The organism is Streptomyces sp. NPDC088794, from assembly GCF_044750545.1.
In the GTDB taxonomy this organism is placed as follows: Bacteria; Actinomycetota; Actinomycetes; order Streptomycetales; family Streptomycetaceae; genus Streptomyces.
Map to the genome: position 1 here is coordinate 12,433 of NZ_JBIVKB010000004.1, position 24,817 is coordinate 37,249.

General features: G+C 70.8%; 25 protein-coding genes. 14 read left to right on the plus strand and 11 right to left on the minus strand.

From position 1 onward, the window contains the following. The first annotated feature begins 110 nt into the window (after positions 1 to 110). The 4 genes from ACIP6U_RS12475 to ACIP6U_RS12490 all read left to right on the plus strand — a co-directional run bounded on the left by ACIP6U_RS12475 (position 111) and on the right by ACIP6U_RS12490 (position 3,549). Positions 111 to 590: a MarR family winged helix-turn-helix transcriptional regulator gene (locus ACIP6U_RS12475; protein ID WP_401715592.1), complete on the plus strand. Its 480-nt coding sequence runs from the start codon at positions 111 to 113 to the stop codon at positions 588 to 590. Between the two features lie 136 nt (positions 591 to 726). After that, positions 727 to 1,488, plus strand: coding sequence for a trypsin-like serine peptidase (locus ACIP6U_RS12480; protein WP_401715594.1), 762 nt, complete (start codon positions 727 to 729; stop codon positions 1,486 to 1,488). A gap of 127 nt (positions 1,489 to 1,615) precedes the next feature. Continuing rightward, complete coding sequence (locus ACIP6U_RS12485) at positions 1,616 to 2,623, plus strand: NlpC/P60 family protein (protein WP_401715596.1); 1,008 nt, start codon at positions 1,616 to 1,618, stop codon at positions 2,621 to 2,623. 221 nt (positions 2,624 to 2,844) lie between these two features. After that, positions 2,845 to 3,549: a phosphatase PAP2 family protein gene (locus ACIP6U_RS12490; RefSeq protein WP_401715598.1), complete on the plus strand. Its 705-nt coding sequence runs from the start codon at positions 2,845 to 2,847 to the stop codon at positions 3,547 to 3,549. A gap of 81 nt (positions 3,550 to 3,630) precedes the next feature. Here the strand turns inward: ACIP6U_RS12490 and ACIP6U_RS12495 are convergent, their stop codons facing one another. Further along, positions 3,631 to 5,181, minus strand: coding sequence for an FAD-binding oxidoreductase (locus ACIP6U_RS12495; protein ID WP_401715600.1), 1,551 nt, complete (start codon positions 5,179 to 5,181; stop codon positions 3,631 to 3,633). 337 nt (positions 5,182 to 5,518) lie between these two features. Between ACIP6U_RS12495 and pstS the strand changes: the two genes are divergently transcribed. The 4 genes from pstS to pstB all read left to right on the plus strand — a co-directional run bounded on the left by pstS (position 5,519) and on the right by pstB (position 9,706). Next, positions 5,519 to 6,649: a phosphate ABC transporter substrate-binding protein PstS gene (gene pstS / locus ACIP6U_RS12500; RefSeq protein ID WP_401715602.1), complete on the plus strand. Its 1,131-nt coding sequence runs from the start codon at positions 5,519 to 5,521 to the stop codon at positions 6,647 to 6,649. Between the two features lie 138 nt (positions 6,650 to 6,787). After that, positions 6,788 to 7,795: a phosphate ABC transporter permease subunit PstC gene (gene pstC / locus ACIP6U_RS12505; protein WP_401715604.1), complete on the plus strand. Its 1,008-nt coding sequence runs from the start codon at positions 6,788 to 6,790 to the stop codon at positions 7,793 to 7,795. Beyond that, a complete protein-coding gene (gene pstA / locus ACIP6U_RS12510; protein WP_401715606.1) occupies positions 7,792 to 8,856 on the plus strand; it encodes a phosphate ABC transporter permease PstA in 1,065 nt (354 codons plus the stop codon). Before pstC ends, pstA begins: the two co-directional genes overlap by 4 nt. Before the next feature lie 73 nt (positions 8,857 to 8,929). Next, the gene (gene pstB / locus ACIP6U_RS12515) at positions 8,930 to 9,706 is read left to right on the plus strand and encodes a phosphate ABC transporter ATP-binding protein PstB (RefSeq protein ID WP_401715608.1); all 777 of its coding nucleotides are present in this window, start codon (positions 8,930 to 8,932) and stop codon (positions 9,704 to 9,706) included. Between the two features lie 148 nt (positions 9,707 to 9,854). Here the strand turns inward: pstB and ACIP6U_RS12520 are convergent, their stop codons facing one another. Further along, a complete protein-coding gene (locus ACIP6U_RS12520) occupies positions 9,855 to 10,853 on the minus strand; it encodes an anion permease (protein WP_401715610.1) in 999 nt (332 codons plus the stop codon). Positions 10,854 to 10,860: 7 nt separating this feature from the next. Continuing rightward, positions 10,861 to 11,481, minus strand: coding sequence for a DUF47 domain-containing protein (locus tag ACIP6U_RS12525; protein ID WP_048585568.1), 621 nt, complete (start codon positions 11,479 to 11,481; stop codon positions 10,861 to 10,863). 200 nt (positions 11,482 to 11,681) lie between these two features. On the opposite strand from ACIP6U_RS12525, the gene ACIP6U_RS12530 reads away from it, so the two are divergent. Next, entirely contained in the window at positions 11,682 to 12,032 is a 351-nt protein-coding gene (locus ACIP6U_RS12530) for a metal-sensitive transcriptional regulator (RefSeq protein WP_401715612.1), read from the plus strand. 18 nt (positions 12,033 to 12,050) lie between these two features. Here the strand turns inward: ACIP6U_RS12530 and ACIP6U_RS12535 are convergent, their stop codons facing one another. The 8 genes from ACIP6U_RS12535 to ACIP6U_RS12570 form a co-directional block, all read right to left on the minus strand. Then, the gene (locus ACIP6U_RS12535; RefSeq protein WP_123996602.1) at positions 12,051 to 12,230 is read right to left on the minus strand and encodes a hypothetical protein; all 180 of its coding nucleotides are present in this window, start codon (positions 12,228 to 12,230) and stop codon (positions 12,051 to 12,053) included. 110 nt (positions 12,231 to 12,340) lie between these two features. Next, on the minus strand, positions 12,341 to 13,174 hold the full coding sequence (locus ACIP6U_RS12540; protein WP_401715613.1) for a hypothetical protein: 834 nt from the start codon (positions 13,172 to 13,174) through the stop codon (positions 12,341 to 12,343). Positions 13,175 to 13,457: 283 nt separating this feature from the next. Then, the gene (locus ACIP6U_RS12545; RefSeq protein ID WP_401715614.1) at positions 13,458 to 13,880 is read right to left on the minus strand and encodes an NUDIX hydrolase; all 423 of its coding nucleotides are present in this window, start codon (positions 13,878 to 13,880) and stop codon (positions 13,458 to 13,460) included. 25 nt (positions 13,881 to 13,905) lie between these two features. Beyond that, positions 13,906 to 14,961, minus strand: a complete 1,056-nt coding sequence (locus ACIP6U_RS12550; RefSeq protein WP_401715616.1) for a CHAD domain-containing protein — start codon at positions 14,959 to 14,961, stop codon at positions 13,906 to 13,908. Beyond that, positions 14,942 to 17,311 carry an RNA degradosome polyphosphate kinase gene (locus ACIP6U_RS12555; RefSeq protein WP_401715618.1) on the minus strand — a complete coding sequence of 790 codons (2,370 nt, stop codon included), beginning with the start codon at positions 17,309 to 17,311 and terminating at the stop codon, positions 14,942 to 14,944. The genes ACIP6U_RS12550 and ACIP6U_RS12555 overlap by 20 nt, the downstream gene beginning before the upstream one ends. A 179-nt stretch (positions 17,312 to 17,490) precedes the next feature. Beyond that, positions 17,491 to 18,540: an ABC transporter permease gene (locus ACIP6U_RS12560; protein ID WP_401715619.1), complete on the minus strand. Its 1,050-nt coding sequence runs from the start codon at positions 18,538 to 18,540 to the stop codon at positions 17,491 to 17,493. Positions 18,541 to 18,874: 334 nt separating this feature from the next. Further along, on the minus strand, positions 18,875 to 19,780 hold the full coding sequence (locus ACIP6U_RS12565; RefSeq protein ID WP_401715621.1) for an ABC transporter ATP-binding protein: 906 nt from the start codon (positions 19,778 to 19,780) through the stop codon (positions 18,875 to 18,877). Then, positions 19,777 to 20,166, minus strand: coding sequence for a GntR family transcriptional regulator (locus tag ACIP6U_RS12570; protein WP_401716948.1), 390 nt, complete (start codon positions 20,164 to 20,166; stop codon positions 19,777 to 19,779). The genes ACIP6U_RS12565 and ACIP6U_RS12570 overlap by 4 nt, the downstream gene beginning before the upstream one ends. Positions 20,167 to 20,299: 133 nt before the next feature. Here ACIP6U_RS12570 and ACIP6U_RS12575 point away from each other — a divergent pair, with 133 nt between their 5' ends. The 5 genes from ACIP6U_RS12575 to ACIP6U_RS12595 all read left to right on the plus strand — a co-directional run bounded on the left by ACIP6U_RS12575 (position 20,300) and on the right by ACIP6U_RS12595 (position 24,815). Next, entirely contained in the window at positions 20,300 to 20,854 is a 555-nt protein-coding gene (locus ACIP6U_RS12575) for an RNA polymerase sigma factor (RefSeq protein WP_401715622.1), read from the plus strand. After that, positions 20,851 to 21,663, plus strand: coding sequence for a zf-HC2 domain-containing protein (locus ACIP6U_RS12580; RefSeq protein ID WP_401715624.1), 813 nt, complete (start codon positions 20,851 to 20,853; stop codon positions 21,661 to 21,663). Before ACIP6U_RS12575 ends, ACIP6U_RS12580 begins: the two co-directional genes overlap by 4 nt. Beyond that, positions 21,660 to 22,523, plus strand: coding sequence for an ABC transporter ATP-binding protein (locus tag ACIP6U_RS12585; RefSeq protein WP_401715626.1), 864 nt, complete (start codon positions 21,660 to 21,662; stop codon positions 22,521 to 22,523). Before ACIP6U_RS12580 ends, ACIP6U_RS12585 begins: the two co-directional genes overlap by 4 nt. Beyond that, positions 22,520 to 24,052, plus strand: coding sequence for an ABC transporter permease (locus ACIP6U_RS12590; protein WP_401715627.1), 1,533 nt, complete (start codon positions 22,520 to 22,522; stop codon positions 24,050 to 24,052). Before ACIP6U_RS12585 ends, ACIP6U_RS12590 begins: the two co-directional genes overlap by 4 nt. Positions 24,053 to 24,170: 118 nt before the next feature. Beyond that, positions 24,171 to 24,815 (plus strand): ABC transporter, encoded by a 645-nt coding sequence (locus ACIP6U_RS12595; protein WP_401715629.1) that lies wholly within the window; start codon positions 24,171 to 24,173, stop codon positions 24,813 to 24,815. Positions 24,816 to 24,817: the final 2 nt, after the last annotated feature.

The following is a 24,817-nucleotide window of genomic DNA, read 5'->3' on the forward strand; positions in this document are numbered from 1 at the left end:
CTGGTGCGAGAGGCATATGGTTGGTGGCGCGTACTACTTTAAAATTAGTTTGTGGCGCGTACTAGGTCAAGCGGTTTGTGCCACGTACCAAATGAACGAAGGAGACGACCATGACCGCCGGTCACCCGTCGGATGCGGTGCCGAGCACCCCGGACCGGTCCCTGAACACCGTGGACGCCCTGGTCCAGCTGTCGTTCCTGGTGCAGGGCGTGCTGACGCGGGTCGCGGCCGCGCACGAGCTCTCGGTCGTCCAGGTCCGGCTGCTGGGGATCCTGCGCGACCGGCGGCCGGGCATGCTCGAACTCGCCCGGCATCTCGGCCTGGACAAGTCCTCGATGACGGGACTGGTCTCCCGGGCCGAGAAGCGGGGGCTGGTGAGCCGGGTGCCGTCGCCGCACGACGGGCGCGGGGTGCTGGTGAGCCTGACGCCGGCCGGGCGGGAGCTGACCGAGGAGGGCGGTGCCGAGATCGAGCGGGCGATCGGCGAGCTGGCCGAGGCGCTGACGGAGGGGGAGCGGGCGCAGCTGCGGGCGCTGGCGGCGAAGCTGCTGGCCGGGGGAGCGGGCGGCGCCTCGGCGTCGGGCGGCTGACCTGGACCCGCTCCTGGCCTACCGGGACGCTCTTCCCGGTAGGCCGGGACAGGACCCGCAGGCGAGGTCGGGAGGGGCCGGTTACGGTGAGAAGGGCGGACCGGTTTCTCACCTTCGTAGGTCAGAGTGGGCCCCGATGAAGCGCATCCCACGCATCACCCGCCCTGTGTTCGTCGCGGTCGCACTGCTCGTGCCGGCCGTCACCTCGGCCTCGCTGGCCGCCGCCGACGACGGTCCCGGGCCGCTCGGCGTGACCGCGGTCGCCGCCGTCACGACGCAGAGCGCCCGGGTCGGGGCGCTGTTCGCCGCCGGCCGGGCCGGCCGCCTCGCCGGCGGCCACTTCTGCACCGCCTCCGTCGTGCGCAGCCCGCATCACAACGTCATCGTGACCGCGGCGCACTGCCTGGACGACACCGGGAACCTCGTGTTCGTGCCGGGATACAGGGACGGTCGGGCGCCGCACGGGGTGTGGACCGTGCGCAGACGGTTCCTGCCCGACGGCTGGGCCAAGGGGCAGGACGAGGACAGCGATGTCGCCTTCGCCGTGCTCGACGACCGGGGCGGGCGGGGCGTCGAGGACGTGGTCGGCGGGAACCGGTTCACCGCGGGGACGGCGACGGGCGCCACGGCGGTGACCGTGACCGGGTATCCGAACTCCCGCGAGGTGCCGGTCAGCTGCACCAACAAGCCGGTCGCGCACAGCCGTACCCAACAGCGCATTGCCTGCCCCGACTTCACCGGCGGCACCAGCGGCAGCCCCTGGGTGAACGGGGACGGGCGGGTCGTCGGCGTGCTCGGCGGACACGAACAGGGCGGCGCCACGGCCGACATCTCCTACAGCGTGGCGCTGGGCAAGGAATCGGCGGAGCTCTACGAGGACGCGGCGACGGATCCCTGACGGTCGCCCCGAGACCCCTGGATCGACGCCTACGTATTGTCCGGTTTCCGCTTCTCTTGATCACCCCGGAAGACGGGTGCCGCCCCTAGACTGACCTGGGCGCGGACTCCTGGGTGTCGAGGGGCGGTTGACGGTGCGTAAGGGATGGATCGTGGCGGGCGTCGCCGCCGGCACTGGCCTGTCCTTCGTGACCCTGCTCGTCGTCGGGGTCTACATCGTCGCCGGGAACCTCGTCAACGGCGTGGGCGGCAGCGGCAAGGCACTGGCCAAGGGCGCCGTGCCGGCCGCGTACCAGGGCCTCGTGCAGAAGTGGGGCAACCTCTGCCCGGCCATCAACCCGGCGCTGCTCGCCGCGCAGCTGTACCAGGAGAGCGGGTTCAACCCGAACGCCAAGAGCCCGGCGGCGGCCGAGGGGATAGCGCAGTTCATCCCCGGGACGTGGGCCACGCACGGGATCGACGGCAACGGAGACGGCGTACGCAATGTGTGGGATCCGGAGGACGCCATTCCGTCCGCCGCCTCCTACGACTGCCAACTCGCGTCGTACGTGAAGGACGTACCCGGGAATCTGACTGAAAACATGCTGGCCTCGTACAACGCCGGTTCCTACGCGGTGATCAAGTACGGGGGTGTGCCGCCGTACGCGGAGACCCGGAACTACGTCAAGACGATCACGACCCTGGAGGAGAGCTTCGCGGCTCCCGTGGGCCGGGTCGATCCGTCGGAGCAGGCGGCCGGGGCGATCTCCTACGCGCAGAAGAAGCTCGGCACGCCGTACCTGTGGGGCGGCAACGGCACCGCCGCCCAGGGCGGGCGTTTCGACTGCTCGGGGCTGACGAAGGCCGCGTACGAGAGTGTCGGGATCACGCTGCCGCGAGTCGCCAACGACCAGTACAACGCGGGCCCGCACCCCTCGCGCGACGAGCTGCTCCCCGGCGATCTGGTCTTCTTCTCGGACGACCTGACCGACTCCCGGGCGATCCGGCATGTCGGGATCTACGTCGGCGGCGGGTACATGATCGACGCGCCCCGGACGGGGGCCGTGATCCGGTTCGACCCGATCGACACCCCCGACTACTTCGGCGCCACCCGGGTCACCGAAGATGGCGCGAAAGCACTCCCCACGACGGTGTGAGCGGAGCGTCAACCCACCCCCTGAGCTGGGGAGATGTGTCTCTCTTCGATAACGTCTGAGTGATCATTCGGTGGAGGGTGGAACGTATTAACCGGGACCGTGCGTTCCTGTTGTCGTAGTGATCTACGGCGTGAACTACATCCACATCCACGGGGGTGGGTAGGCGCGGCGCACGAAGGAGTGCGTCCGCAAGCAGCAGACGACGAAGGGGCCGCAGCACGATGGCTGGACTCGCCGAATCCGGGTCGAACCCCGACGTCGACCTGCTCTACGACATCAACGGCCTCGCCAAGGACGCTCCGCACTGGTTCGACCGGGGCATGGAGTTCGTCGGTGAGTACGGCCTGCTGATCGCCATGGTCCTGCTCGTGCTGGCCTGCTGGTGGTCGGTCCGCCGACGCGGCGGTACGGAGGCCGCGTCCTCCGTTGCCGCCCTGATCTGGGCCCCGCTCGCCGCCGGCCTCGCCGTCCTGGTGAACATCCCGATACGGGGCTTCGTGGAGCGCCCCCGGCCCTTCCGCACCCACGAGGGCCTCGACGTCCTCGTCTCGGGCAAGACCGACTACTCCTTCGTCAGCGACCACGCCACGATCACGATGGCCATCGGTGTCGGCCTCTTCGTGGCCCACCGGAAGTTCGGGCTCGTCGGCATCGGCCTGGCCCTCCTCGAAGGCTTCTGCCGCGTCTACATGGGCGTGCACTACCCGACGGACGTCATCGGCGGCTTCGCCCTGGGCACGGCCGTGGCTCTCCTGCTCTCCCCGTTGGCGATGGCCCTGCTCACGCCGGTGACCCAGGCCGTGGAGCGGGCCCCCCGGGCAGGCCGACTCATCCGATCGAGGCGCCGCCCGCGCATCGAACAGGACGCGTTGATCCCGGGCACGCGCACGGAAGCGGGCGTGGAGGACAGAGACCTGGCGGCCTGAGGCGCCTTTCAAGGGGCGCGGGGAACTGCGCGACCAGCCACGACGGCAGCCGCAGACGAACAACTGGCCGCCCGGCGGTGCCTAGAGCGCCTGCGGATACGTGAAGAAGTGGTCCGGGTCGTACTGCTTCTTCACCTTGGCCAACCGCCCGGCCGCGGATCCGTAGTACGCCTTGCGCCAGTCCTTGAGCGCCGCGTCCGCGTAGTTCTGGTAGGCCGCGCCGGAGGCATACGGTTTCATCGCGTCGTGCGCCCCCGACAGCCACGCCTGTGCCGTGCTGCCGGACGTGCCCGGGGTCCAGGACACTATGTACTGCGCCAGCATCCGCGACCGCCGGTGCACGAACGCCGTCGCCGTCGGAGACACCCGGTTGACCGCCCCGCCCAGCGCGGTGAACGCGATGCTGCCCGCGCCGCCCCGCACCGACGCCATCTGCGACAGCAGCGTCTGGATGCCGGCCGCCGAGATCGACCGGTCGAAGAAGTCGGAGCGCCCGACGTACGTCTCCCTCTCGAGCGCGCCCTGCGCGTTGCGCCCCGGGGTGGAGCCCGGCAGATGGCACTGCGCCTGCGCGGAGTACGAGGAGCAGCCGGCGTAGATCTCCATGGCCTCCTCGTAACCGCGCCGCCGCAGCGAGACGCTGCTCGCGTCGGCGCCGATCTGCTGGGCGAGACGGTCCACGGCGTTCTGGAGCTCGGTGTAGCCGCCCAGGGAGAACGCCGAGACGGAGACCGTCGGGGAGCCGCCCGAGTTCTCCAGGTGGAGCGCGGACCAGATCTCGTCCGGCTGGTCCGGGCCCCACTCCTGCCAGGCCCTGATCACCGCGGCGGCCTTCTCCCACGGCCAGGTCAGATAGCCGGAGACGGCCTGCGGCGCCGGGTGGGTCTTGAAGTGCAGCTCGGTCACCACGCCGAAGTTGCCGTTGCCCGCGCCGCGCAGGGCCCAGAAGAGCTCCTTGTTGGTGCTCGCGTTCGCGACCAGCTGCTTGCCGTCCGCCGTGATCAGGGTCGCCTGCGTGAGGCTGTCGCAGGTCAGTCCGTACGCCCGTGAGACCACTCCGTGGCCGCCGCCGAGGACCAGGCCGGAGACGCCGACCGTGGGACAGGAGCCCGCCGGTATCGTCACGCCCTTCGCGGCGAGCGCGCGGTAGACGTCGATCAGCTTGGAACCGGCGCCGACGACGGCCTGGCCGCCGCTGACCCGGGCCGAGTCGAGCTTGGAGACGTCGAGGATCAGCTTGCCGTTGCCCGAGGACCAGCCGCCGTAGGAGTGGCCGCCGTTGCGGATGGCGACCTGCACGCCGTGGGCGCGGGCGTAGGCCAGGGTCGTACGGATGTCGTCGGTGTGGGCGACGTAGGCGACCGCCGCGGGCTTCAGTCCGTCGAAGCGGGTGTTGTACAACTGGCGGGCCGTGGCCCACTTGGCGTCGCCGGGGCGGACCAGTGTGCCGTCGAGGTCGCGGCCGAGGGCGGCCCAGTTCGCCGGGGCGGCCGAGGTGCCGGCGGCCCGGGCCGACGTACCGGACGAGGAGTCGCCGGACGTGCCGGAACCCGTGACGCCGCCCTTGCACGCGGTCGCGGCCACCGCCGCCACCGCGGCCGCGCCGCCTCCGATGAACGTACGCCGTTGCATGTGTGCCTCCTGTCGGCCTCCGTGGAACGAGACGAACCACCCGTCCCAGGGGTTCCACTTGGTCGACACTCCGTACGGACGGCAGGAGTCCCTACGCGCGTAGGGCTGTGTAACGATCTCGCCGGAATCTCTGTGTGCCCAACCCGTGAGCATTCCGTGACCTAACCACACCGTCCGCAGGGGTTCACCTTGCGTTCATTTACGGCCATAGGCGCCTTCACCTGATCTGCCTAATTTCGGCCTTACCGATGACGGTCGCGCCTCGAATGTGCGCCCGCATCACCCAGTCTTCGCACGCCGCCGATTCAGGACGGCAGCATTGGAAGGAACTCCCTCAGTGAAGCTTCAGCGCATGAATCGGCGGGCCGTCGCCCTCGGTGCACTCGCCGCCTCCGGCGCCCTGGTCCTCACGGCGTGCGGCTCCGACGACACCGGCAGTGACAGCGGCTCCAGCAGCAGCGCCTCGTCGACTGCGGCCGCCGGCTCGATCAAGTGTGACGACGCGAAGGGCCAGCTGCTCTCCGACGGTTCGTCGGCGCAGAAGAACGCCATCGACGCCTGGGTCGCCCAGTTCACCAAGGCCTGTGGCGTGCAGATCAACTACAAGGCCGGCGGCTCCGGCGCGGGTGTCACCTCCTTCACCCAGGGTCAGCTCGCCTTCGCCGGTTCCGACTCGGCGCTGAAGCCCGAAGAGGTCACCGCCTCCAAGAAGGTCTGCTCCGGCGGCCAGGGCATCGACCTCCCGATGGTCGGCGGCCCGATCGCGATCGGCTACAACGTGTCCGGCGTGGACAACCTGGTCCTGGACGCCCCGACGCTCGCCAAGATCTTCGACAGCAAGATCACCAAGTGGAACGACGCGGCGATCAAGAAGCTGAACCCCGACGCGAAGCTTCCCGACCTGAAGATCCAGGCGTTCCACCGCTCGGACGAGTCCGGCACCACGGACAACTTCACCAAGTACCTCAAGGCCGCGACGCCCGACAACTGGAAGTACGAGGGCGGTAAGGCCTGGCAGGCCAAGGGTGGCCAGGCGGCCGCCCAGTCCTCCGGTGTGGCCGCCCAGGTCAAGCAGACCAACGGCGCCATCGGCTACTTCGAGCTGTCCTACGTCGCCGACGGTGTGAAGGCCGTCAGCATCGACACCGGCGCCAGCGCCCCGGTCGCGGCGAGCAGCGAGAGCGCCACCAAGGCCATCGCCGACGCCAAGGTCGTCGGCACGGGCAGCGACCTGTCGCTGCAGCTGAACTACAACACCAAGGCCGACGGCGCCTACCCGATCACCCTCGTCACCTACGAGATCGTCTGCGACAAGGGCAACAAGGCCGACACCCTGCCCGGCACGAAGGCGTTCCTGACCTACATCGCCTCGGAGGAGGGTCAGGCGGTGCTCCCGAACCTGGGCTACGCCCCCATCCCCGACGACATCATCGCCAAGGTCCGCACCACCATCTCGGGCCTGAGCTGATCTGAGTGTGCGGTCCGGCCCCGGGCCTGAACCGGGGCCGGACCGCACCGTCCGGTGCACCGCCGCCACGAGCCGTACGGTCGCGTACGGCTTCGCAGAGCCGCGCCTCGCGTGCGGTTCCGCAGACCGGAGAACCCGATGGACATAACGACACAGAACATCGACGCCCCACCCCCCGCCCCACAGCCGACGGAGACCGAGCAGCAAGCTGCGGCCCGCGGCGTCACCCGACCCGGAGACCGGATCTTCCTCGGTCTTTCCCGCGGCTCGGGCATCCTGCTGCTGGTGATCATGGCCGCGATCGCGGTCTTCCTCACTTATCGCGCCTCCCTCGCGATCAGCAAGGACCACACGAACTTCTTCACCACCTTCGAGTGGAACACCGGCCTCCAGCCGCCGAGCTTCGGTATCGCGGTCCTGGCCTACGGCACGGTGGTCTCCTCGATCATCGCCATGGTCCTCGCGGTCCCGATCGCCGTGGCCATCGCGCTGTTCCTCACGCACTACGCCCCGCGCAGGCTGAGCGGTCCGATCGCCTACGTGATCGACCTGCTCGCCGCCGTGCCGTCCATCGTCTACGGCCTGTGGGGCGCGCTGGTCCTGGTTCCGCACATGACGGGACTGTTCAGCTGGCTCAACGACTACTTCAGCTGGTCCGGCCTCTTCTCGTGGGACGAGGGCGCCCCGCGCTCGATGCTCACCGTCGGCATCCTGCTCGCGATCATGATCCTGCCGGTCATCACCAACGTGAGCCGCGAGGTCTTCCGCCAGTCCCCGCAGATGATCGAGGAAGCGGCCCTGGCCCTCGGCGCCACGCGCTGGGAGGTCATCCGGATGTCCGTGCTGCCCTTCGGCCGCTCCGGCGTCATCTCCGCCTCGATGCTGGGCCTCGGCCGCGCGCTCGGCGAGACGATGGCCGTCGCGACCGTGCTCTCCCCGGACTTCCTGATCCACGGCAGCCTGCTCAACCCGGGCGGCGGCACCTTCGCCCAGAACATCGCCAGCAAGTTCGGCGAGGCGGACGAGTTCGGCCGTGACGCGCTCATCGCCTCCGGTCTGGTCCTGTTCGTCATCACCCTGCTGGTCAACGGCGCGGCACGCATGATCATCGCCCGCCGCAAGGAGTACTCGGGGGCCAACGCATGAGCAACCCAGCACCCGTCGCCGACCGTGCGCCCAGCACGTTGCGCGGCGCGATCCTGCCGAAGTGGTCGCCGTTCGCGATCGCGGGCGGCTCCGTGGTCCTCGCCGTCGTCATCGGGCTGGTCTTCGGCCTGGACAGCAGGATCCAGTGGGGCCTGATCGCCGGTCTGCTCTTCCTCGTCGGCACGTACGGCATCTCCGCACAGGTCGAGGGACGCCGGCAGGCCAAGGACCGGATCGCGACCGGGCTGGTCTGGGTCGCTTTCCTGATCGCCCTGGTACCGCTGATCTCCCTGGTGTGGACGACCGTCGCGCGCGGCACGAAGGTCCTCGACATCTTCTTCCTGACCCACTCGATGGGCATCGTCACCGACAACCAGCCCGGCGGCGGTATCTACCACGCCATCATCGGCAGCCTGGAGCAGGTCGGTCTCGCCACCGTCATCGCGGCGCCGATCGGCGTGCTCACCGCCGTCTACCTGGTGGAGTACGGCCGGGGCAACCTCTCCCGGGCGATCACCTTCTTCGTCGACGTGATGACCGGTATCCCCTCGATCGTCGCGGGCCTGTTCATCCTCAGCATCATGCTGATCTTCGACATGGAGCCCTTCGGCTTCGCCGGTTCGCTGGCCCTGGCGATCCTGATGATGCCGGTCGTGGTCCGCTCCACCGAGGAGATGCTCAAGCTCGTCCCGAACGAGCTGCGCGAGGCCTCCCTCGCGCTCGGCATCCCGAAGTGGCGCACCATCCTGAAGGTGGTCCTGCCGACCTCCATCGGCGGCATCACCACCGGCATCATGCTGGCGGTCGCCCGTATCGCGGGTGAGACGGCGCCGGTGCTGCTGCTGGTGTTCGGCAACCGGTTCATCAACAACAACCCCTTCGAGGGTGCGCAACAGTCGCTGCCGCTGTACATCTATCAGCAGTACGCGAACAGCGCGGGCGCCAATGCGGCGTACGACCGGGCCTGGGCGGCGTCGCTCACGCTGATCGCCTTCGTGATGATCCTCAACCTCGTGGCTCGCGGCGTCGCCCGCTGGAAGGCCCCGAAGTCCGGTCGCTAAGGCGACAATTTCCGGCTCCGCCGGGTGGGGCCACACAGCGACCAGACTCCCCTCGAAAGAAGCAGTGATTTCCATGGCCAAGCGAATCGACGTCAGCGGCCTCAGTGCCTACTACGGCTCCTTCCGCGCCATCGAGGACATCTCGATGGCCATCGAGCCCCGCAGTGTCACGGCCTTCATCGGCCCGTCCGGCTGCGGCAAGTCCACGTTCCTGCGCACCCTGAACCGGATGCACGAGGTCACCTCGGGCGGCCGGGTCGAGGGCAAGGTCATGCTCGACGACGAGAACCTGTACGGCGCCGGGATCGACCCGGTGGCCGTGCGGCGCGAGGTCGGCATGGTCTTCCAGCGGCCCAACCCCTTCCCGACGATGTCCGTGTTCGAGAACGTCGCGGCCGGCCTGAAGCTGTCCGGCTCGTACAAGAAGAACGAGCTCAACGACATCGTCGAGAAGTCCCTCAAGGGCGCGAACCTCTGGAACGAGGTCAAGGACCGGCTGAACAAGCCCGGTTCCGGTCTCTCCGGCGGTCAGCAGCAGCGTCTGTGCATCGCCCGCGCGATCGCGGTCGAGCCCAAGGTGCTGCTGATGGACGAGCCCTGCTCCGCCCTCGACCCGATCTCCACCCTCGCCATCGAGGACCTGATCGGTGAGCTGAAGGAACGCTTCACGATCGTCATCGTGACGCACAACATGCAGCAGGCGGCGCGTGTCTCGGACCGGACGGCCTTCTTCAACCTGGCCGCCGTCGGTCAGCCCGGCAAGCTGATCGAGATCGACGACACGGAGCGGATCTTCTCCAACCCGTCGGTCCAGGCGACCGAGGACTACATCTCCGGCCGCTTCGGCTGAGCCGAACCCGAGCCGGAAAGACCCCTCGCGGTGCTGCATGGCGGTGCCACCGTGAGGTCGATGAAGGGCCCGCCCCTGGCTCCCGGGGGCGGGCCCGTCGTCGTATGCCGAAGAGCACGAGGGTCCATGCCCTCGGCGTTCGACCGGCCTACAGGAACGCCAGGTTCACGAGTCCGAACGACCCCGCCGCGACCAGTGCCGCCGCCGGCATCGTGATGAACCAGCCCAGGACGATGTTCTTGGCGACCCCCCAGCGCACCGCCTTCACGCGCTTGGTGGCGCCGACGCCCATGATGGCGGAGGTGATGACGTGGGTCGTGGAGACCGGGGCCTTGAAGAGGTACGCGGTGGTGAACATGATCGCCGCGCCGGTCGTCTCGGCGGCGAAGCCCTGCGGGGGATCGAGCTCGATGATCTTCCGGCCCAGGGTGCGCATGATGCGCCAGCCGCCCGCGTAGGTGCCGAGGGACAGCATCAGGGCGCAGGCGATCTTCACCCAGACCGGGATCGGGTCGCCGTACGTCTCGTGGCCGGAAATGACCAGTGCCATCACCACGATGCCCATGGTCTTCTGCGCGTCCTGCAGACCGTGGCCCAGCGCCATGCCGGCCGCGGACACCGTCTGCGCGATCCGGAAACCGCGCTTGGCCTTGTGCGGGTTGGAGCGCCGGAACATCCACATGATCGCCGTCATGACGAGGTAGCCGGCCACCAGGCCGACGACCGGCGAGACGAACATCGGGATGACGACCTTGTCGAGCACGCCGTGCCAGATCACGTCGGTGCCGCCCGCGAGGGCCGCGCCCACCATGCCGCCGAACAGCGCGTGGGAGGACGAGGAGGGCAGGCCGAAGTACCAGGTGACCAGGTTCCAGACGATGGCGCCGACCAGCGCAGCGAAGAGGATGCCCATCCCCTTCGAGCCCTCGGGCGTCTCGATCAGGCCCTCGCTGACGGTCTTGGCGACACCGGAGCCGAGGAAGGCGCCGGCGAGGTTCATCACGGCGGCCATGGCCAGCGCGGCCCGCGGGGTCAGCGCCCGCGTCGACACGGACGTCGCGATCGCGTTCGCCGAGTCGTGGAAGCCGTTGGTGTACGTGAAGAAGAGCGCGACCGCGATGGTCACGATGAGAGCGAAGGTGTCCATCGACGCCTCAGGACTCCTTGACGGCGATGGTCTCCACCGTGTTCGCCACGTGCTCGAACGCGTCGGCCGCCTCTTCCAGGACGTCCACGATCTGCTTGAGCTTCAGCACCTCGATGGCGTCGTACTTGCCGTTGAAGAGATGTGCAAGAAGCTTTCTGTGGATCTGGTCGGCCTGGTTCTCCAGGCGGTTGACCTCGATCCAGTACTCGGTGAGGTTGTCCATCGTGCGCAGGTTCGGCATGGCCTCGGCGGTCAGTTCCGCCGCTCGCGCCAGCACCTCGATCTGCTGCTCGACACCCTTGGGCAGCTCCTCCACGTTGTAGAGGACGACGAGGTCGACGGCCTCCTCCATGAAGTCCATGATGTCGTCGAGGCAGGACGCGAGGTTGTAGATGTCCTCGCGGTCGAAGGGCGTGATGAAGGAGGAGTTGAGCTGGTGGAAAATCGCGTGCGTGGCGTCGTCGCCTGCGTGTTCGGCTGCCCGCATGCGCTCTGCGATCTCGGCCCGGCCGGCGGTGTCCGCCCCGAGCAGTTCCATCAGGAGTTTCGAGCCCGTGACGATGTTGTCCGCGGACGCGGCGAACATGTCGTAGAAGCTCGTCTCCCTGGGGGTCAGACGAAAGCGCACAAGGGGTCCTCGGATTGCATCGGTTTCGGTCAGGCTGATGCTAAGGGCATCATCCGGCCACGGCTAATGGGCCGCCCATCAGTGTCGCCCATCGGGCCCGGTGATCAGCACGGGGGCTTACCAAGGGCCCTATACCCAGCAAAGTTCGTTACCATATACCCAGCAGGGGTATGTGATCGCCCCGTGACGTGGAGGACGCGATGACGACGACAGAGGCCGGCACCACGGCCCCCTCCGAGGACATCGAGAGCGGCGGCCACGAGCACGTCACGCACGGCTACCACAAGCAGAAGGACGAGCACCTCAAGCGGCTGCGCCGGATCGAGGGCCAGATCCGCGGCCTGCAGCGCATGGTCGAGGAGGACACCTACTGCATCGACATACTCACCCAGGTGTCCGCCTCCACCAAGGCCCTGCAGTCCTTCGCGCTGCAGCTCCTGGAGGAACACCTGCGGCACTGCGTCGCCGACGCGGCCGTCAAGGGCGGCGACGAGATCGACGCCAAGGTCGAGGAGGCCACGAAGGCCATCGGCCGCCTGCTGCGCACCTGAGTGCGCCAAGAGGCCCGCTCACCGGCCGACCGGCTCCTCGCGTTCCTCGGCCACTCTCAGCACCTCGTCGATGCAATCCATGCTGAGCCGGTCCTCGCGCGCGGCCGAGGCCGCGATGATCAGGTCTCCGCACAGCTCGATCTCGGCGAGGGCCACGTGGTCCTGAACTGCCGTACCGCCGACCGGAGCCACGTGCATCACCTCTTCTCTGCCGTCACCGACTTCCTAGAGTAGGGAGCGGCCTACACACCGCGCATGGCACGGAAGGGCTAGTTCTTGACGCCCGTCACTGAACCACGCGCCCGCCCTCACCCCTCTGCGATCTTCCCGGCGTAGATGTCACTCGCCTTCGGCAGGGATACGTCGACGGGGGCCCCGAAGTCGTACAGCAACGTCGTCGAGGCCACCGCGACGGTACCTTTCTGCCGGCCGTTGACGAAGCTGAACCGGTGTCTGACCTTGCGGATGCGGCCCTCGTCGTCGAGATAGACGTCGAACGGCACCTCGGCGGTGGCGAACCCTTTCGCCGCCGCGGCCAGCGAGGCCCGGCCCCCCTGGGAGGCGCCCCGCGCCGCGAACGTGAGATCGGCCACGCCACGGTAGTGCCGCACCTTGGCGCCGGCCACCTCGGTACGGCCGAGGTAGGTCGCCGTGCGGGTGCCGCGCAGCAGCTCGGCGGCGGCGAAGGGGTCGGTGGCGCCGCCGGTCACGAGGTTCCCGTCGGCGAGGGCGGCCGTCTCCACCCGGACCCACTTGTCGGCGGGGACCCCCGCGCCCCGGTTCTTCATGAACAGGGCGCCGGGTGCGAGGAGTTCGGTGATCGGGCGGTGCTCGGTGTGGCCGGCCGGGTCCTGCGGCAGCCGCACCCGCAGCCGGCCCAGCTGCCTGCGGTAGTCGTAGACGCCCTCGCCGCGGATGGTGACCCGGGTGCCGCCGGTGGCCATCTCCATCGACGTCCGCGCCTTCGAACTGCCCGCCGCCACCAGGGTTCCGGCGGCCCGGTGCAGGGTCCCGACCGGATCCGACGTGCGGGCGTCGGTGCTGCCGTCGGCACCGGAACAGCCGCTCGCGCCGAGGGAGCCGAGACAGACGAAGACCCCCGCGAGGACCGCTCCGCCCGCCCTGCCCTGCCGTTCCGCCATGGCCCGCTCACCCCCAGCCGGCCCGCCCGGCACGGGCCCCCTGTCGTTCCGCTTAACGAGGGGTGGGGGGTGCCGTCACGCGGATACCCGGCCCGCTGCCGGAGGCTGCTCATTTACCCGGCACCCGGGGTGGGTAGCGTGTGATCGTGCCGCACGAGGAACACCGGACGACGACCGTCGAAGAGGGCAGGTTCTGCTTCGCCCGCTGCAGCTGCGGCTGGCGCGGGCCGGCCCGCAGAGCGCGCAGCAAGGCGAGAACGGATGCCGAGGGACACCTGAACGTTCAGGCGTGACGCAGGGTGGTGAGCAGCTCGTCGACCAGGCCGCGGTCGCGGAACTGGGTCAGCCGGCTGCGGGCCGCGCCGGGCGAGAGCCACAGGATGCGGTCCACCTCGTCGTTCGGGGCGAACCCGCCGGAGACGGCCTCGGCCGCCCAGTACCGCACCTGCTTGGGGCGCCCGCCCACGAAGTAGCGCACGGTGGACAGCTCCGTGCCCGGCTCGGCCGTGTACCCCGTCTCCTCGGTCACCTCGCGCAGGGCCCCGGTGAGCGATTCCTCGCCGCGTTTCAGCTTGCCCTTGGGGTGGGACCAGTCGTCGTACTTCGGCCGGTGGACCAGGCAGACCTCGAGCGCGGAGTCGACGGGGGAGTGCCGCCACAGCACCGCGCCGGCCGCCTGGATCAGGGTGTTGTCGGTCTGGGTCACCGGGCACGCACCTCCTGTTTCCGCGTCAACTGGCCCGCACTTCCTGCTTCTGCCATGCCTGCTGGAAGGCGAAACGGGCGCCCTCCACCTCGTGCCGCTGGTCGGCGTGGAGCACGCCGAGCGCGTAGGCCGTCGCCGGGGCGATGCGTGGGGTGCGGGCCGCCGAGGCAGCGGCGGCGGCCGCCTCCGAGGCGTCCCGGTGCCGGTTGAGGGCCTGGCCCGCGTCGAGGAGGCGGACGTCGACCAGGGCGTTGTCGCCGAGGAGGACCTCGCGGGAGTAGCGGTGCAGGCGCAGCAGCAGCCGGACCTGGTGCCAGGGGGCGTCCTGCGGATGCGGGGCCGGGTCCGGGGAGAGGCCGTGGATCAGGGCCTCCGCGTTGTAGGGGTGTCCGGCGGTGACGAGCGGCAGTCCGGTCACGGCGTCGGTGAGCCGCTCCTGGGCCGCGCCGGCCAGCGGACCGAGGTCGGCCCGCGCGGCGGTCGTGGTGAGCGGGACCTCGCTGGCCAGGACGGCGACCTTGTCGGCGACGGCGTGGAAGCGGGAGGAGCCGAGCGCCTGGAGGGCCGTGCTGTGGGCGCGGGTCCGGGCGAGGGTGAGCTGGCGTTCGAGGAGCGCGCCCGCCTTGGCCGCGCCCACGGTGAGGTTGCCGCGCTCCGCGGTCGCCGGGTCGGACCGGGTGGCCGGGGCCGGGCCGCCCGCGGACTGCGCGGGGAACACCGCCGCCCCCGACAGCCGGTGCAGCGCGAGCAGCAGCCGGTCCAGACGGGCCGCGTAGGCGTGCTCCATCGACAACGTGCCGGACAGCCACGCGAGTTCGGGGCGAAGGTTCTCCGACCAGTCGGTCTCCAGCAGGGGACGGAAGGTGTGCAGGCTGCCGCTGATGCGGCGGACCGAGCGGCGCAGGGCACGCGCCGCGTCGACGGCCTCCTCCGTGCCGCCTGGGCCGCTGCCGGTCTCCCGGTGCAGCCGCAGGGCGCGGAGGAACTCCGTGGCCTGGGCCCGCAGGTAGCCCGCGAGGGCGTCCCCGGTGGGGGCGGGCCCGGCCGTGGGGTCCGTCGGGTCAAGGTGTTGCTGTGCCACGCCGGCGCCTCCGGGCGTCTATGAGCATCTCCTGGATGTTGCGCAGGGGCCCACCGTCCGCGTCGGTGGCATGCCGGATCCATTCGCCGTCCGGGCCGAGATGCCAGGAAGCGGTGGTCTCGGACATGCCGGTCTCCAACAGCCGGTTCAGGGCTGCGCGGTGGGCCGGGTCGGTGACCCTGACCAGGGCCTCGATACGGCGGTCGAGGTTGCGGTGCATCATGTCGGCGCTGCCGAGCCACACCTCGGGTTCGCCGCCGTTGCCGAAGGCGAAGACCCGGGAGTGTTCCAGGAAGCGGCCGAGGATCGAGCGGACCCGGATGTTCTCCGAGAGGCCCGTGACGCCCGGGCGGACGGCACAGATGCCGCGTACCCACACGTCGGTCGGTACGCCTGCCTGGGACGCCCGGTACAGCGCGTCGATGAGTGCCTCGTCGACGATCGAGTTGACCTTGATACGGATGAACGCGGGACGTCCGGCACGGTGGTGCTGGACCTCCTTGTTGATCCGCGCGATCAGGCCGTCCCGCAGGGATTTGGGGGCGACCAGGAGGCGGCGGTAGGTCTCGCGGCGCGAGTAGCCGGAGAGCCGGTTGAAGAGGTCGGAGAGGTCCGCGCCGACCTGCGGGTCGGCCGTGAGCAGGCCGAGGTCCTCGTAGAGACGGGCCGTCTTGGGGTGGTAGTTGCCCGTGCCGACGTGGCTGTAGCGCCGTAGGGTGTCGCCTTCCTGGCGGACCACCAGGGACAGCTTGCAGTGGGTCTTGAGGCCGAGCAGGCCGTAGACCACGTGGCAGCCGGCCTCCTCCAGCTTGCGCGCCCACTTGATGTTGGCGTGCTCGTCGAAGCGGGCCTTGATCTCGACCAGCACCAGGACCTGCTTGCCGGACTCGGCGGCGTCGATGAGCGCGTCGACTATCGGGGAGTCGCCGGAGGTGCGGTACAGGGTCTGCTTGATGGCGAGTACGTCGTCGTCCTCGGCGGCCTGCTGGAGGAAGGCCTGTACCGAGGTCGAGAACGAGTCGTAGGGGTGGTGCAGCAGCACGTCCCGGCTGCGCAGGGCGGCGAAGATGTCCGGCGAGGACGCCGACTCGACCTCGGCGAGGTCGCGGTGCCGGCCGGCGACGAACTTCTGGTACTTCAGCTCGGGCCGGTCCAGGCCGTGGATGCGGAAGAGGCCGGTGAGATCGAGCGGACCCGGCAGCGGGTACACCTCGGCCTCGGTGATCTTCAGCTCGCGCACCAGCAGGTCGAGCACCTCGCGGTCGATGGACTCCTCGACCTCCAGGCGCACCGGCGGCCCCAGGCGGCGCCGCATGAGCTCCTTCTCCAGCGCCTGGAGCAGGTTCTCGGCGTCGTCCTCCTCGACCTCCAGGTCCTCGTTCCTGGTCACCCGGAAGGCGTGGTGCTCCAGCACCTCCATGCCCGGGAACAGCTCCTCCAGATGGGCGCCGATGACGTCCTCGATGGGAACGAAGCGGCCCGGGGAGCTCTCCAGGAAACGGGACAGCAGCGGCGGCACCTTCACCCGGGCGAAGTGCTTGTGGCCGCTGACCGGGTTGCGGACGACGACCGCGAGATTGAGCGAGAGACCCGAGATGTACGGGAAGGGGTGCGCGGGGTCGACGGCCAGCGGGGTGAGGACCGGGAAGATCTGGTGCCGGAACAGCGTGAAGAGGCGGGCCTGTTCCTTCTCGGTCAGCTCGCTCCAGCGGACCAGGTGGATGCCCTCCTCCGCGAGCGCGGGGGCGATGTCCTCCTGGTAGGCCGCCGCGTGCCGGGCCATCAGTTCGCGGGAGCGGCCCCAGATCATCTCCAGGACCTGGGTGGGCTGGAGCCCGGAGGCGGAGCGGGTGGCCACGCCGGTGGCGATACGGCGCTTGAGTCCGGCCACCCGGACCATGAAGAACTCGTCCAGGTTGCTGGCGAAGATCGCGAGGAAGTTCGCCCGCTCCAGGAGGGGCGTGTCCGGGTCCTCGGCGAGTTCGAGGACGCGTTCGTTGAACGCCAGCCAGCTGCGCTCCCGGTCCAGGAAGCGGCCCTGCGGCAACTGGGGCCCGTCGTACGGCGACTCCTCGTACGCGTCGAGGTCGGCGTCGATGTCGGGCTCCAGGTCGGAGACCGCGGCGGACACCGTGTGCGGGCGATGCGCGGCTATGGAGCCCACGGAGGGCTGCGCGTGCTGGACCTGTGCCTGGGGGTTCGACTGACTCATGGACCCATTCTTCCGCGCCACCGGGCTTACGGGCGCGTCGGAAGCGGCGGGCGGGAGTACGGCCAAGGGCAGCAGGGCGTCCCCGTTCCCCGCGGTCGCCTCTTCGGGCGGCGAAGGCTCTGGCACGGCGGGCGTCATTGGCCGAGCGTCGCAAGCCCGTCTGAACCGTTGGTTACGGCGACATGGCGTGCGGGATATCGCGAGGCGGCTCCCGAGCGTCTACGTCGGCCGCGGCGGCGTAATGGCCCGCTGACAGCCGCCTTCGGAGGATACGTACGTCCCCTCCCCCCGTGGAAGGGACGTACGCGAAGGGGGGTTCAGGCCGTGCGACGGCGGAGCGTCCAGAAGGCGGCCGTCGTGGTGAGGGCGGCGATCGTGAGGAGGATGCCGGTCTCGATCAGGTTCATGGGCCAGAAGTGGGACGCGGGGTGCTCCCCGCTGCTGGAGGGCTTCTTGGGCCACAGGTCCGTGCGGTGCTTCTCCAGGTACTGGTTGAGCGTGATCATCACGGCGACCGAGACGGCCAGGGCGGGCAGCGAGCGGCGCAGCAGGAGTGCGGTGAGGGTGCCGACCGCGAGGGCGCACAGGCTCCAGGCGACCAGGGCCGGGCCGCGGGCGGCGAAGGCGTCGTTGAAGGTCCAGTCACCGGTCACCAGATCGCGGTGGGCGGCCCAGGCCCAGCGGAAGACGAACACGAACAGCGTGCCGCCGAGCGTGAGCACCAGCGCCGGCACCGCGAGTTTGGCGGTGAGCCAGCGGGTGGGGGTGACGCCCTGGGTCCAGGCGAGGCGGGCGGTGCCGCTCTCCAGTTCGCGGCCGATCAGAGAGGCGCCGGCCCAGGCGGCGACGCCCCAGAAGCTGTAGTAGGCGAGGGTGCTGATCCAGCTCAGGTACCCGGCGTAGTCGCTGGACGGGCCGTAGAGGGGGTCGCAGTAGACGGTGAGGACCGGGCAGCTCTTCAGTTCGGCGCGTACGACGTCCGCCCTGACCTCGGTCAGCCACACCAGGCCGCCGACGGCGCCGAGGACGAAGACGCTCCACACGATCAGGGCCGCGCCGGACCAGGCGGCGACGACGAAGGGCAGGACGAGGACGGCCCAGGTCGTGTAGTTGTAGACGTCCTTGTAGCGGAGGATCGCGTCCTGGTCGTACGAGCAGGCGGTGCCGGGCTTGCAGGCGTCGTACTGGCGCCAGGCATCCGCGGACGCGTCGGTGAGGGGGCCTGCCAGCCACAGCAGTGCGGCGGCCAGTACGACGATGACGGCGGCCCAGGTCCACAGGGCGGGCCGATGCAGCCGGACCAGCCACCTGAGCAGGCGGGGCGATGCGGGGTGCCCGGCGTTGACGGACACGGACAGGGCGGTCATATCGCGGCCTTCTTCTTGGTGGACGACACTCCGGCCTCGGCTCCGCCATCGGCCGATGCGCTCCCACCCGCACCACCCGTGCGGATTTCGTTGTCGGGTGCGGGTGGCCCCAGTGGGGCGGATTCGCCGTCGGCGGCTGCGGGTGGGAGGGCGGGGGTGCGTGTGCGTGTGAGCGTGGTTCCGGGTGTGAGGTTGGGTGCGGGTGGTTCCTGTGGGGCGTGATCGCCGTCGGCGGCTGCCGGTCCGAAGGGGGACGTGAGCGTGGTGGGGGCGTCGTCTGGCCTGGTCGGGGCGCAGTTCACGGGCGCCTCCAGGACGTGGCCGGTGGATGTCCTCATGCCGCCGCCTTCTCCTGCTGGACCCCCGTGGTGTCCGTGGCACCGGGATTGCGCAGGTAGGCCAGGACCAGTTCCTCCAGGGAGGGTGGGGTCGGGTGGAGGTCCGACGGGATCGGGCCCGACTTGCGGAGCAGGGCCGTGAGTTGGCGGCCCGTCGTGCGGGACTCGATCACCGTGTGCGGGGCGAGGGGGGTGGCCGCCGGGCCCGATACGCGGGCGTGGGCCGCCAGGACGTCGTCTATCTCGCCGGACAGGCGCACGCGTCCCGCGCCGATCAGGAGCAGGTGGTCGCAGGAGCCCTCCAGTTCGGCGACGACATGGGAGGACATGACGATCGTCGTGCCGTGCTGGGCGGCCTGGGACATGAGGACGCCCATCAGTTCGTGGCGGGCGAGGGGGTCCAGGTCCGCCATCGGTTCGTCCAGCAGGAGGAGGTCCGGGCGCTTCGCGAGCGCCAGGGCGAGAGCCACCCGCGTGCGCTGGCCGCCGGACAGGGCACGGATGCGGGACTTCGGGTCGAGGCCGCCGTCGGCCACGATCCGCTCGCCCGTCGCCGCGTCCCAGTGCCCGGGATTGAGGTCGGCGCCCATGCGCAGTGTCTCGGCGACCGTGAGCTGCGGATAGAGAGGCTTGTCCTGGCCCACGAAGCCCACCCGGGACCGCGCCGACGCGGGGTCCGTGCCGAGGACCCGGATCGTGCCCTCGGTCGGCACCAGCAGCCCGGCGGCGAGCGCGAGCAGCGTGGACTTGCCGGCGCCGTTGTGGCCGACGACGGCGCAGACCCGGCCGGCGGGCAGCCGGAAGGCGCAGCCGCGCAGCGCCCACGCGGGGGACAGCCGGGCCCGGCCGAATCGCCTGCCCAGATCGGTCGCCTCCATGGCGAGGCCTGCGGTGTCGGTCATGCGGGGTCTCCCTGGAAGTGCTTCTCGAGTACGGCGGTGAAGAGCGCGGCCATGTCGTCCCGGTCGAGACCGGCCTCGCGGGCCTTCTCGGCCCAGGCGTCCAGCTCGTCGCGGAGCGGGGACTCGGCGGCCGGGGCGGTGCCCAGTGAGCGCCGGACGAAGGTGCCCAGGCCCCGCCTGGCCTCGACCAGGCCCTCGCGCTCCAGCTCCCGGTAGGCCTTGAGGACCGTGTTGGGGTTGATCGCGGTGGCCTCGACCACCTCGCGTGCGGTGGGCAGTTTGTCCCCCGGTTCCAGCAGGCCGAGACGGAGGGCCTGCTTGGTCTGCTGAACGATCTGGACGTAGGTGGAGACGCCGGAGCGCCGGTCGATGCGGTACTCGACCACCCGTTCCACCACCCTTTCACTAATTGAGTAGTGAAAGGGTGGTGGAACGGGCGGCGGAAAGTCAAGCGAGTGGGTCCGGAAACTCATGCGTGGTTTCGTGAACCGGACGGGACGCCCGGTGCGAAGAGGAGACGTGAGCGAAACGAGAAGCGACGCGGAGCTGCTGCGGGCCATCGCCGCGGACGCCGACCGGCGCGCCTTCGAGGAGCTGTACCGCCGGTACGCCCCCTGGCTGACCGCCCGGCTGCGCGGCCGCTGCGCCGACGCCGGGATCGTCGACGACGTCGTACAGGAGACGTTCCTCGCGGTGTGGCGGGGCAAGGCCCGCTATCGGGAGGAGGCCGCCGGGGCCGGTGACGCGGCCGGGTGGCTGTGGCGGATCGGATCGCGGCGGCTGGTCGACGCGCTGCGCGGCGACGGGGCCCGCGGCCGGCTGCGGCAGGCGCTGTCCCGGCTGCGCCACCGCGACGAGGCGTCCGCCGAGGAACGCGTGCTCGCGGGGGTGGAGCACGGGGACCTGGCGGGCGCGCTCGTCCGGCTCTCGCCGGAACTGCGGGCCGTCCTCCAGGCCACGGTCATCGACGGGCTGACCACCCGGGAGGCGGCTGTCCTGCTCGGGATCCCGGCCGGCACGGTCAAGACGCGGGCGATGCGCGCCCGCAAGCAACTGCGGGAGGCGCTGGCATGACATGGCATGTGGATGCCGAGGACCTACGGGCCTACGCCCAGGGCGAGTTGGCGCCGCCGCTGCTCTGGTCCGCCGACACGCACCTGACCGGCTGCGCCGAGTGCCGGGGCGTGCTCGCCTCGGTGAGCGAGGGCGTGGACGCCGGCTGGGACCGGATCGACGCCGAACTCGACGCGCCCCGCCCGGGGTTGTGGGAACGGCTGCTGGTGCGTGCCGGGATCCCCGACCACACCGCACGGCTGCTCGCGGCCACCCCGGTGCTGCGCCGCTCCTGGCTCGCGGCCGTGGTGTTCGTACTGGTGGCGACGGTAGGGGTGGTGTATACGGCCGACTCGCCCACCGCGTTCCTCGCCCTCGCGCCGCTGCTCCCGCTCGTCGGGGTCGCGCTGGCCTACGGACCCGTACTGGACCCGACGTACGAGATGGCGGTCGTCTCGCCCGTGCACGGGTTCCGGCTGCTGATGATCCGTACGGTCGCCGTGCTCGTCACCGGGCTCGGGCTCAACCTCCTGGCCACGCTCGCCCTCCCGGCCTACGGGCTGCGCGCGCTGGCCTGGCTGCTGCCCGCCCTCGCGCTCACCGCCACCGGGCTGGCGCTCACCCCGCGGCTCGGGCAGGTCCTCGCGCCCTCGCTGGTCGGCGGGGTGTGGATCGGCCTGCTCGTCCTGGCCCGGGCCGACGGCGGACCGCTCGTGCAGTTCACCGCCGCCGGACAGGGCGCCGCCGCCGCGGTGGCCGCCCTCGCCGCGGGCCTGCTCTTCCTCGCCCGCGACCGCTTCGACGTCTTCTTCTCCAGGAGTGCCGCATGACACCGACCGTCTCCGCCTCGGGGCTCAGCCTCCACTACGGCGGTACCCGCGCCCTCGACGACGTGTCGCTGCGGCTGACCCAGGGCGTCACCGGGCTGCTCGGGCCCAACGGGGCCGGAAAGACCACCCTGTTGCGGGTGCTGGCCACCGCCGTGCCCGCGGACCGCGGCGCCTTCACCGTGCTCGGGCACGACCCGGGCAGCGCGGCAGGCCGCCAGGAGGTGCGGCGCGTGCTCGGCTATCTGCCGCAGACGCCCGGCTTCCACCCTGACTTCACCGCCTTCGAGTTCGTCGACTACGTGGCGATCCTCAAGGAGTTGACCGACCGGACCGCCCGCCACCGCGAGGTGCGCCGCGTGCTGGACGAGGTCGACCTCGCCGACGTGCGCGGCAAGCGCATCAAGAAGCTGTCCGGCGGTATGCGGCAGCGGGTCGCGCTCGCCGCCTCCCTCGTCGGCGACCCCGGCTTTCTCGTCCTGGACGAGCCGACCGTCGGCCTGGACCCCGAACAGCGCATGCGCTTCCGGGAGTTGATCGCCCGGGCCGGCGAGGGCCGGACCGTGCTGCTGTCCACCCACCAGACCGAGGACGTGGCGATGCTCTGCCACCGCGTCCTGGTCATGGCCGCCGGCACCGTCCGCTTCGACGGCACCCCCGCCGAACTGACCGCGCGGGCCGCCGGACACGTGTGGAGCAGCGCGGAACGCGACCCCGGAGCGAAGGCGGGCTGGCGCACCGGCGTCGGCTCCTTCCGCAACGTCGGCGACCCGCCGCCCGGCGCGGACCTGCTCGAACCCAGCCTGGAGGACGGCTACTTGCTCACCCTGGACGGCACGAGCGCGGAGGTGGCGGCGGCATGAGCGCGGTACTGACCCACGAGACCCCCACGGCCGTGCGGACCCCCGGTCCCCGCCGCACCTGGTCGGCCGTGATCGCCCTGGCCCTGTTCGAGGCGCGCCGACTGCTGCTGCGTATCCCGGTGTTGCTCGCGTTCGCGGCCTACATCGGCTGGACCGTGTGGCGCGCCCCCGACTTCGAGGACGGCTTCCCCGCCCTCCAGGACGTCGACCGGGCCACCCAGGCGGCCCCGCTGCTCGTCGCCCTCGCGGTCCTGCTCTCCGTCAACCACGCGGTGCTGCGCTCCAGGCGGTACGACACGGAACGCCACTTCCAGGTCCTGGTCCTGGCGCCCGGGTGGCGTACGGCGGCCCACGCGCTGTCCGTCGTCGCGGCGGCGCTGGTCACCGCGCTGGTCGTGCTCGGCCAGTTCGGCTGGGCGGCACTCCGGTCGGGCGCGGTCGGCGGCGGCTCGCCGGGCGAACTGCTCGTCGGCCCGCTGACGGTGCTGCTGTTCGGTGCGATCGGTGTGCTGCTGGCCCGGCTGATCCCGTCGGCCATGGCCGCGCCGATGGCCGTCGTGCTGCTGCTCTTCCTGTTCGTGGCCGGGGCGTTCCCCGCCGGGGGCGGCGAGCGCGGGACGCGCTGGCTGGCGCCGATCGTCACCGAGTCGAGCAGCAACATCCTCCCCTCCGACCTGATCGGCCGCCCGGCCGCCTGGCACGCCCTCTACCTCGCCGGGCTCGCGCTGACCGTGCTGCTGCTCGCGGTCCTGGTCGGCGCGCCGCGCGACTGGAAGGTCGGTGCGGCCACCGCCGGGGCGCTCGCCCTCGCGGTGACCGGCGGTGTCGCACAGACCGCGGACCTCCCCGGCCCGGTGCAGACGGCCCGCGAACAGGCCACCAACGCCCCGGAGAAGACGCAGAAGTGCGTCGAGCGGGACGGTTCGAGGTACTGCGCCTTCCCGGAGTGGACGGCCCGGACCGCCACCTGGGCCAAGGCCGCGGATCAGGTCAGATCCCTGGCCGGCGGCACCGCCCACGACCAGCCGATCGTCGTACGGCAGCGGATCGAGGCCCGCTACGGCCTCCAGGGCGACGGCGCGATCGCCCCCGCCACCGCACCCCACCAGGTCACCGTCGGCACCGCCTGGGGCGGCAACCGCGTCCCCGAGTTCTCGGTCGCCGTCGCCGGTGTGCTGGTCGCGGGCGACGAGAAGGCGATGGACTCGCTGTGCGACAGCCGCATGGTGACCGTCATGTGGCTCGCCCTGGCCGGACAGGACGACCCGATGCAGTCCCTGCGTGACGTCCGCCTCGACGACAGCGTCAGCGGCTCGGCCATCGTCGTCTCGCAGACCGACCCGCTGCACATGGGCGCGGCCCAGACGACGGTCGTCCGCGAACTCCTGGGCAAGCCCCGCGACACGGTCGCCGCCCAGGTCAGGGCGCACTGGACCGAGTTGACCTCCCCGAAGCTGACGTCCGCGCGTGCCGCCGAGCTGCTGGGTGTGCCGGTGCCCAAGGAGAAGGACGAGAAGTGCGAGTCCTGATCGGCGAGTCGGAGCTCCCGGCGAGGTTGCTGCCTCGCGTCTCGGATGCCGGGGCGAGCGGACGCGCGGCCATCGGTTCGCTGCATGGCGGTGCCGTGTGCACGAGAGGGGACGAGAAGTGCGCGGTCTGATCCGGGAGTTGACGCTCCCCGTGTGGCGGTCCCTGCCCTGGCGGGCCCTGCTGGCGAGCGGCGCGATGGCCCTGCTGCTCGCCGCGATACCCCGTATGTCCGACGAGCCGTCGGCCTGGCTGGCCGTCAACCTCCTGCGCACCGCCGCCCTCGTCCTGGCCCTCGGGCTCGCCTTCGTCCTGGACGACCCGGCCCGGCACACCACCGCCGCGGTGCCGGTACGGCGCCCGGTACGGGCCGGGCTGCGGCTCGCGCTGGTCGCCCCGGTCCTCGCCTCGTGGTGGACGGCGGCGCTGCTGCTCGTCCCGTCGTCCGTCCGACCCCCGGTCGGCGACATCACCCTGGAGGCGGGGGCGGCCTTCGCCCTCGCGCTCGCCGGCGCGACGGCCGCGATCCGGTTCACGGACCAGGCGGAACCGGGCCAGGCGGTCGCGGCCGGCCTCCTGGTCCTCGCGATCCTCACCCCGCTGCTGCTGCCGGAGAGTTGGGCCCTGTTCGTGGCGGTGGGGGACAAGCGGTGGGCGGCGGCGCACGAGCGGTGGGCGGTGCTGTTGACGGGGGCGGCGGTGGTGTGGGGGCTGTGCATGCCGGAGCGGATCAAGCACCGGTCCGCGTCCCCCGTACTTCAGTGACG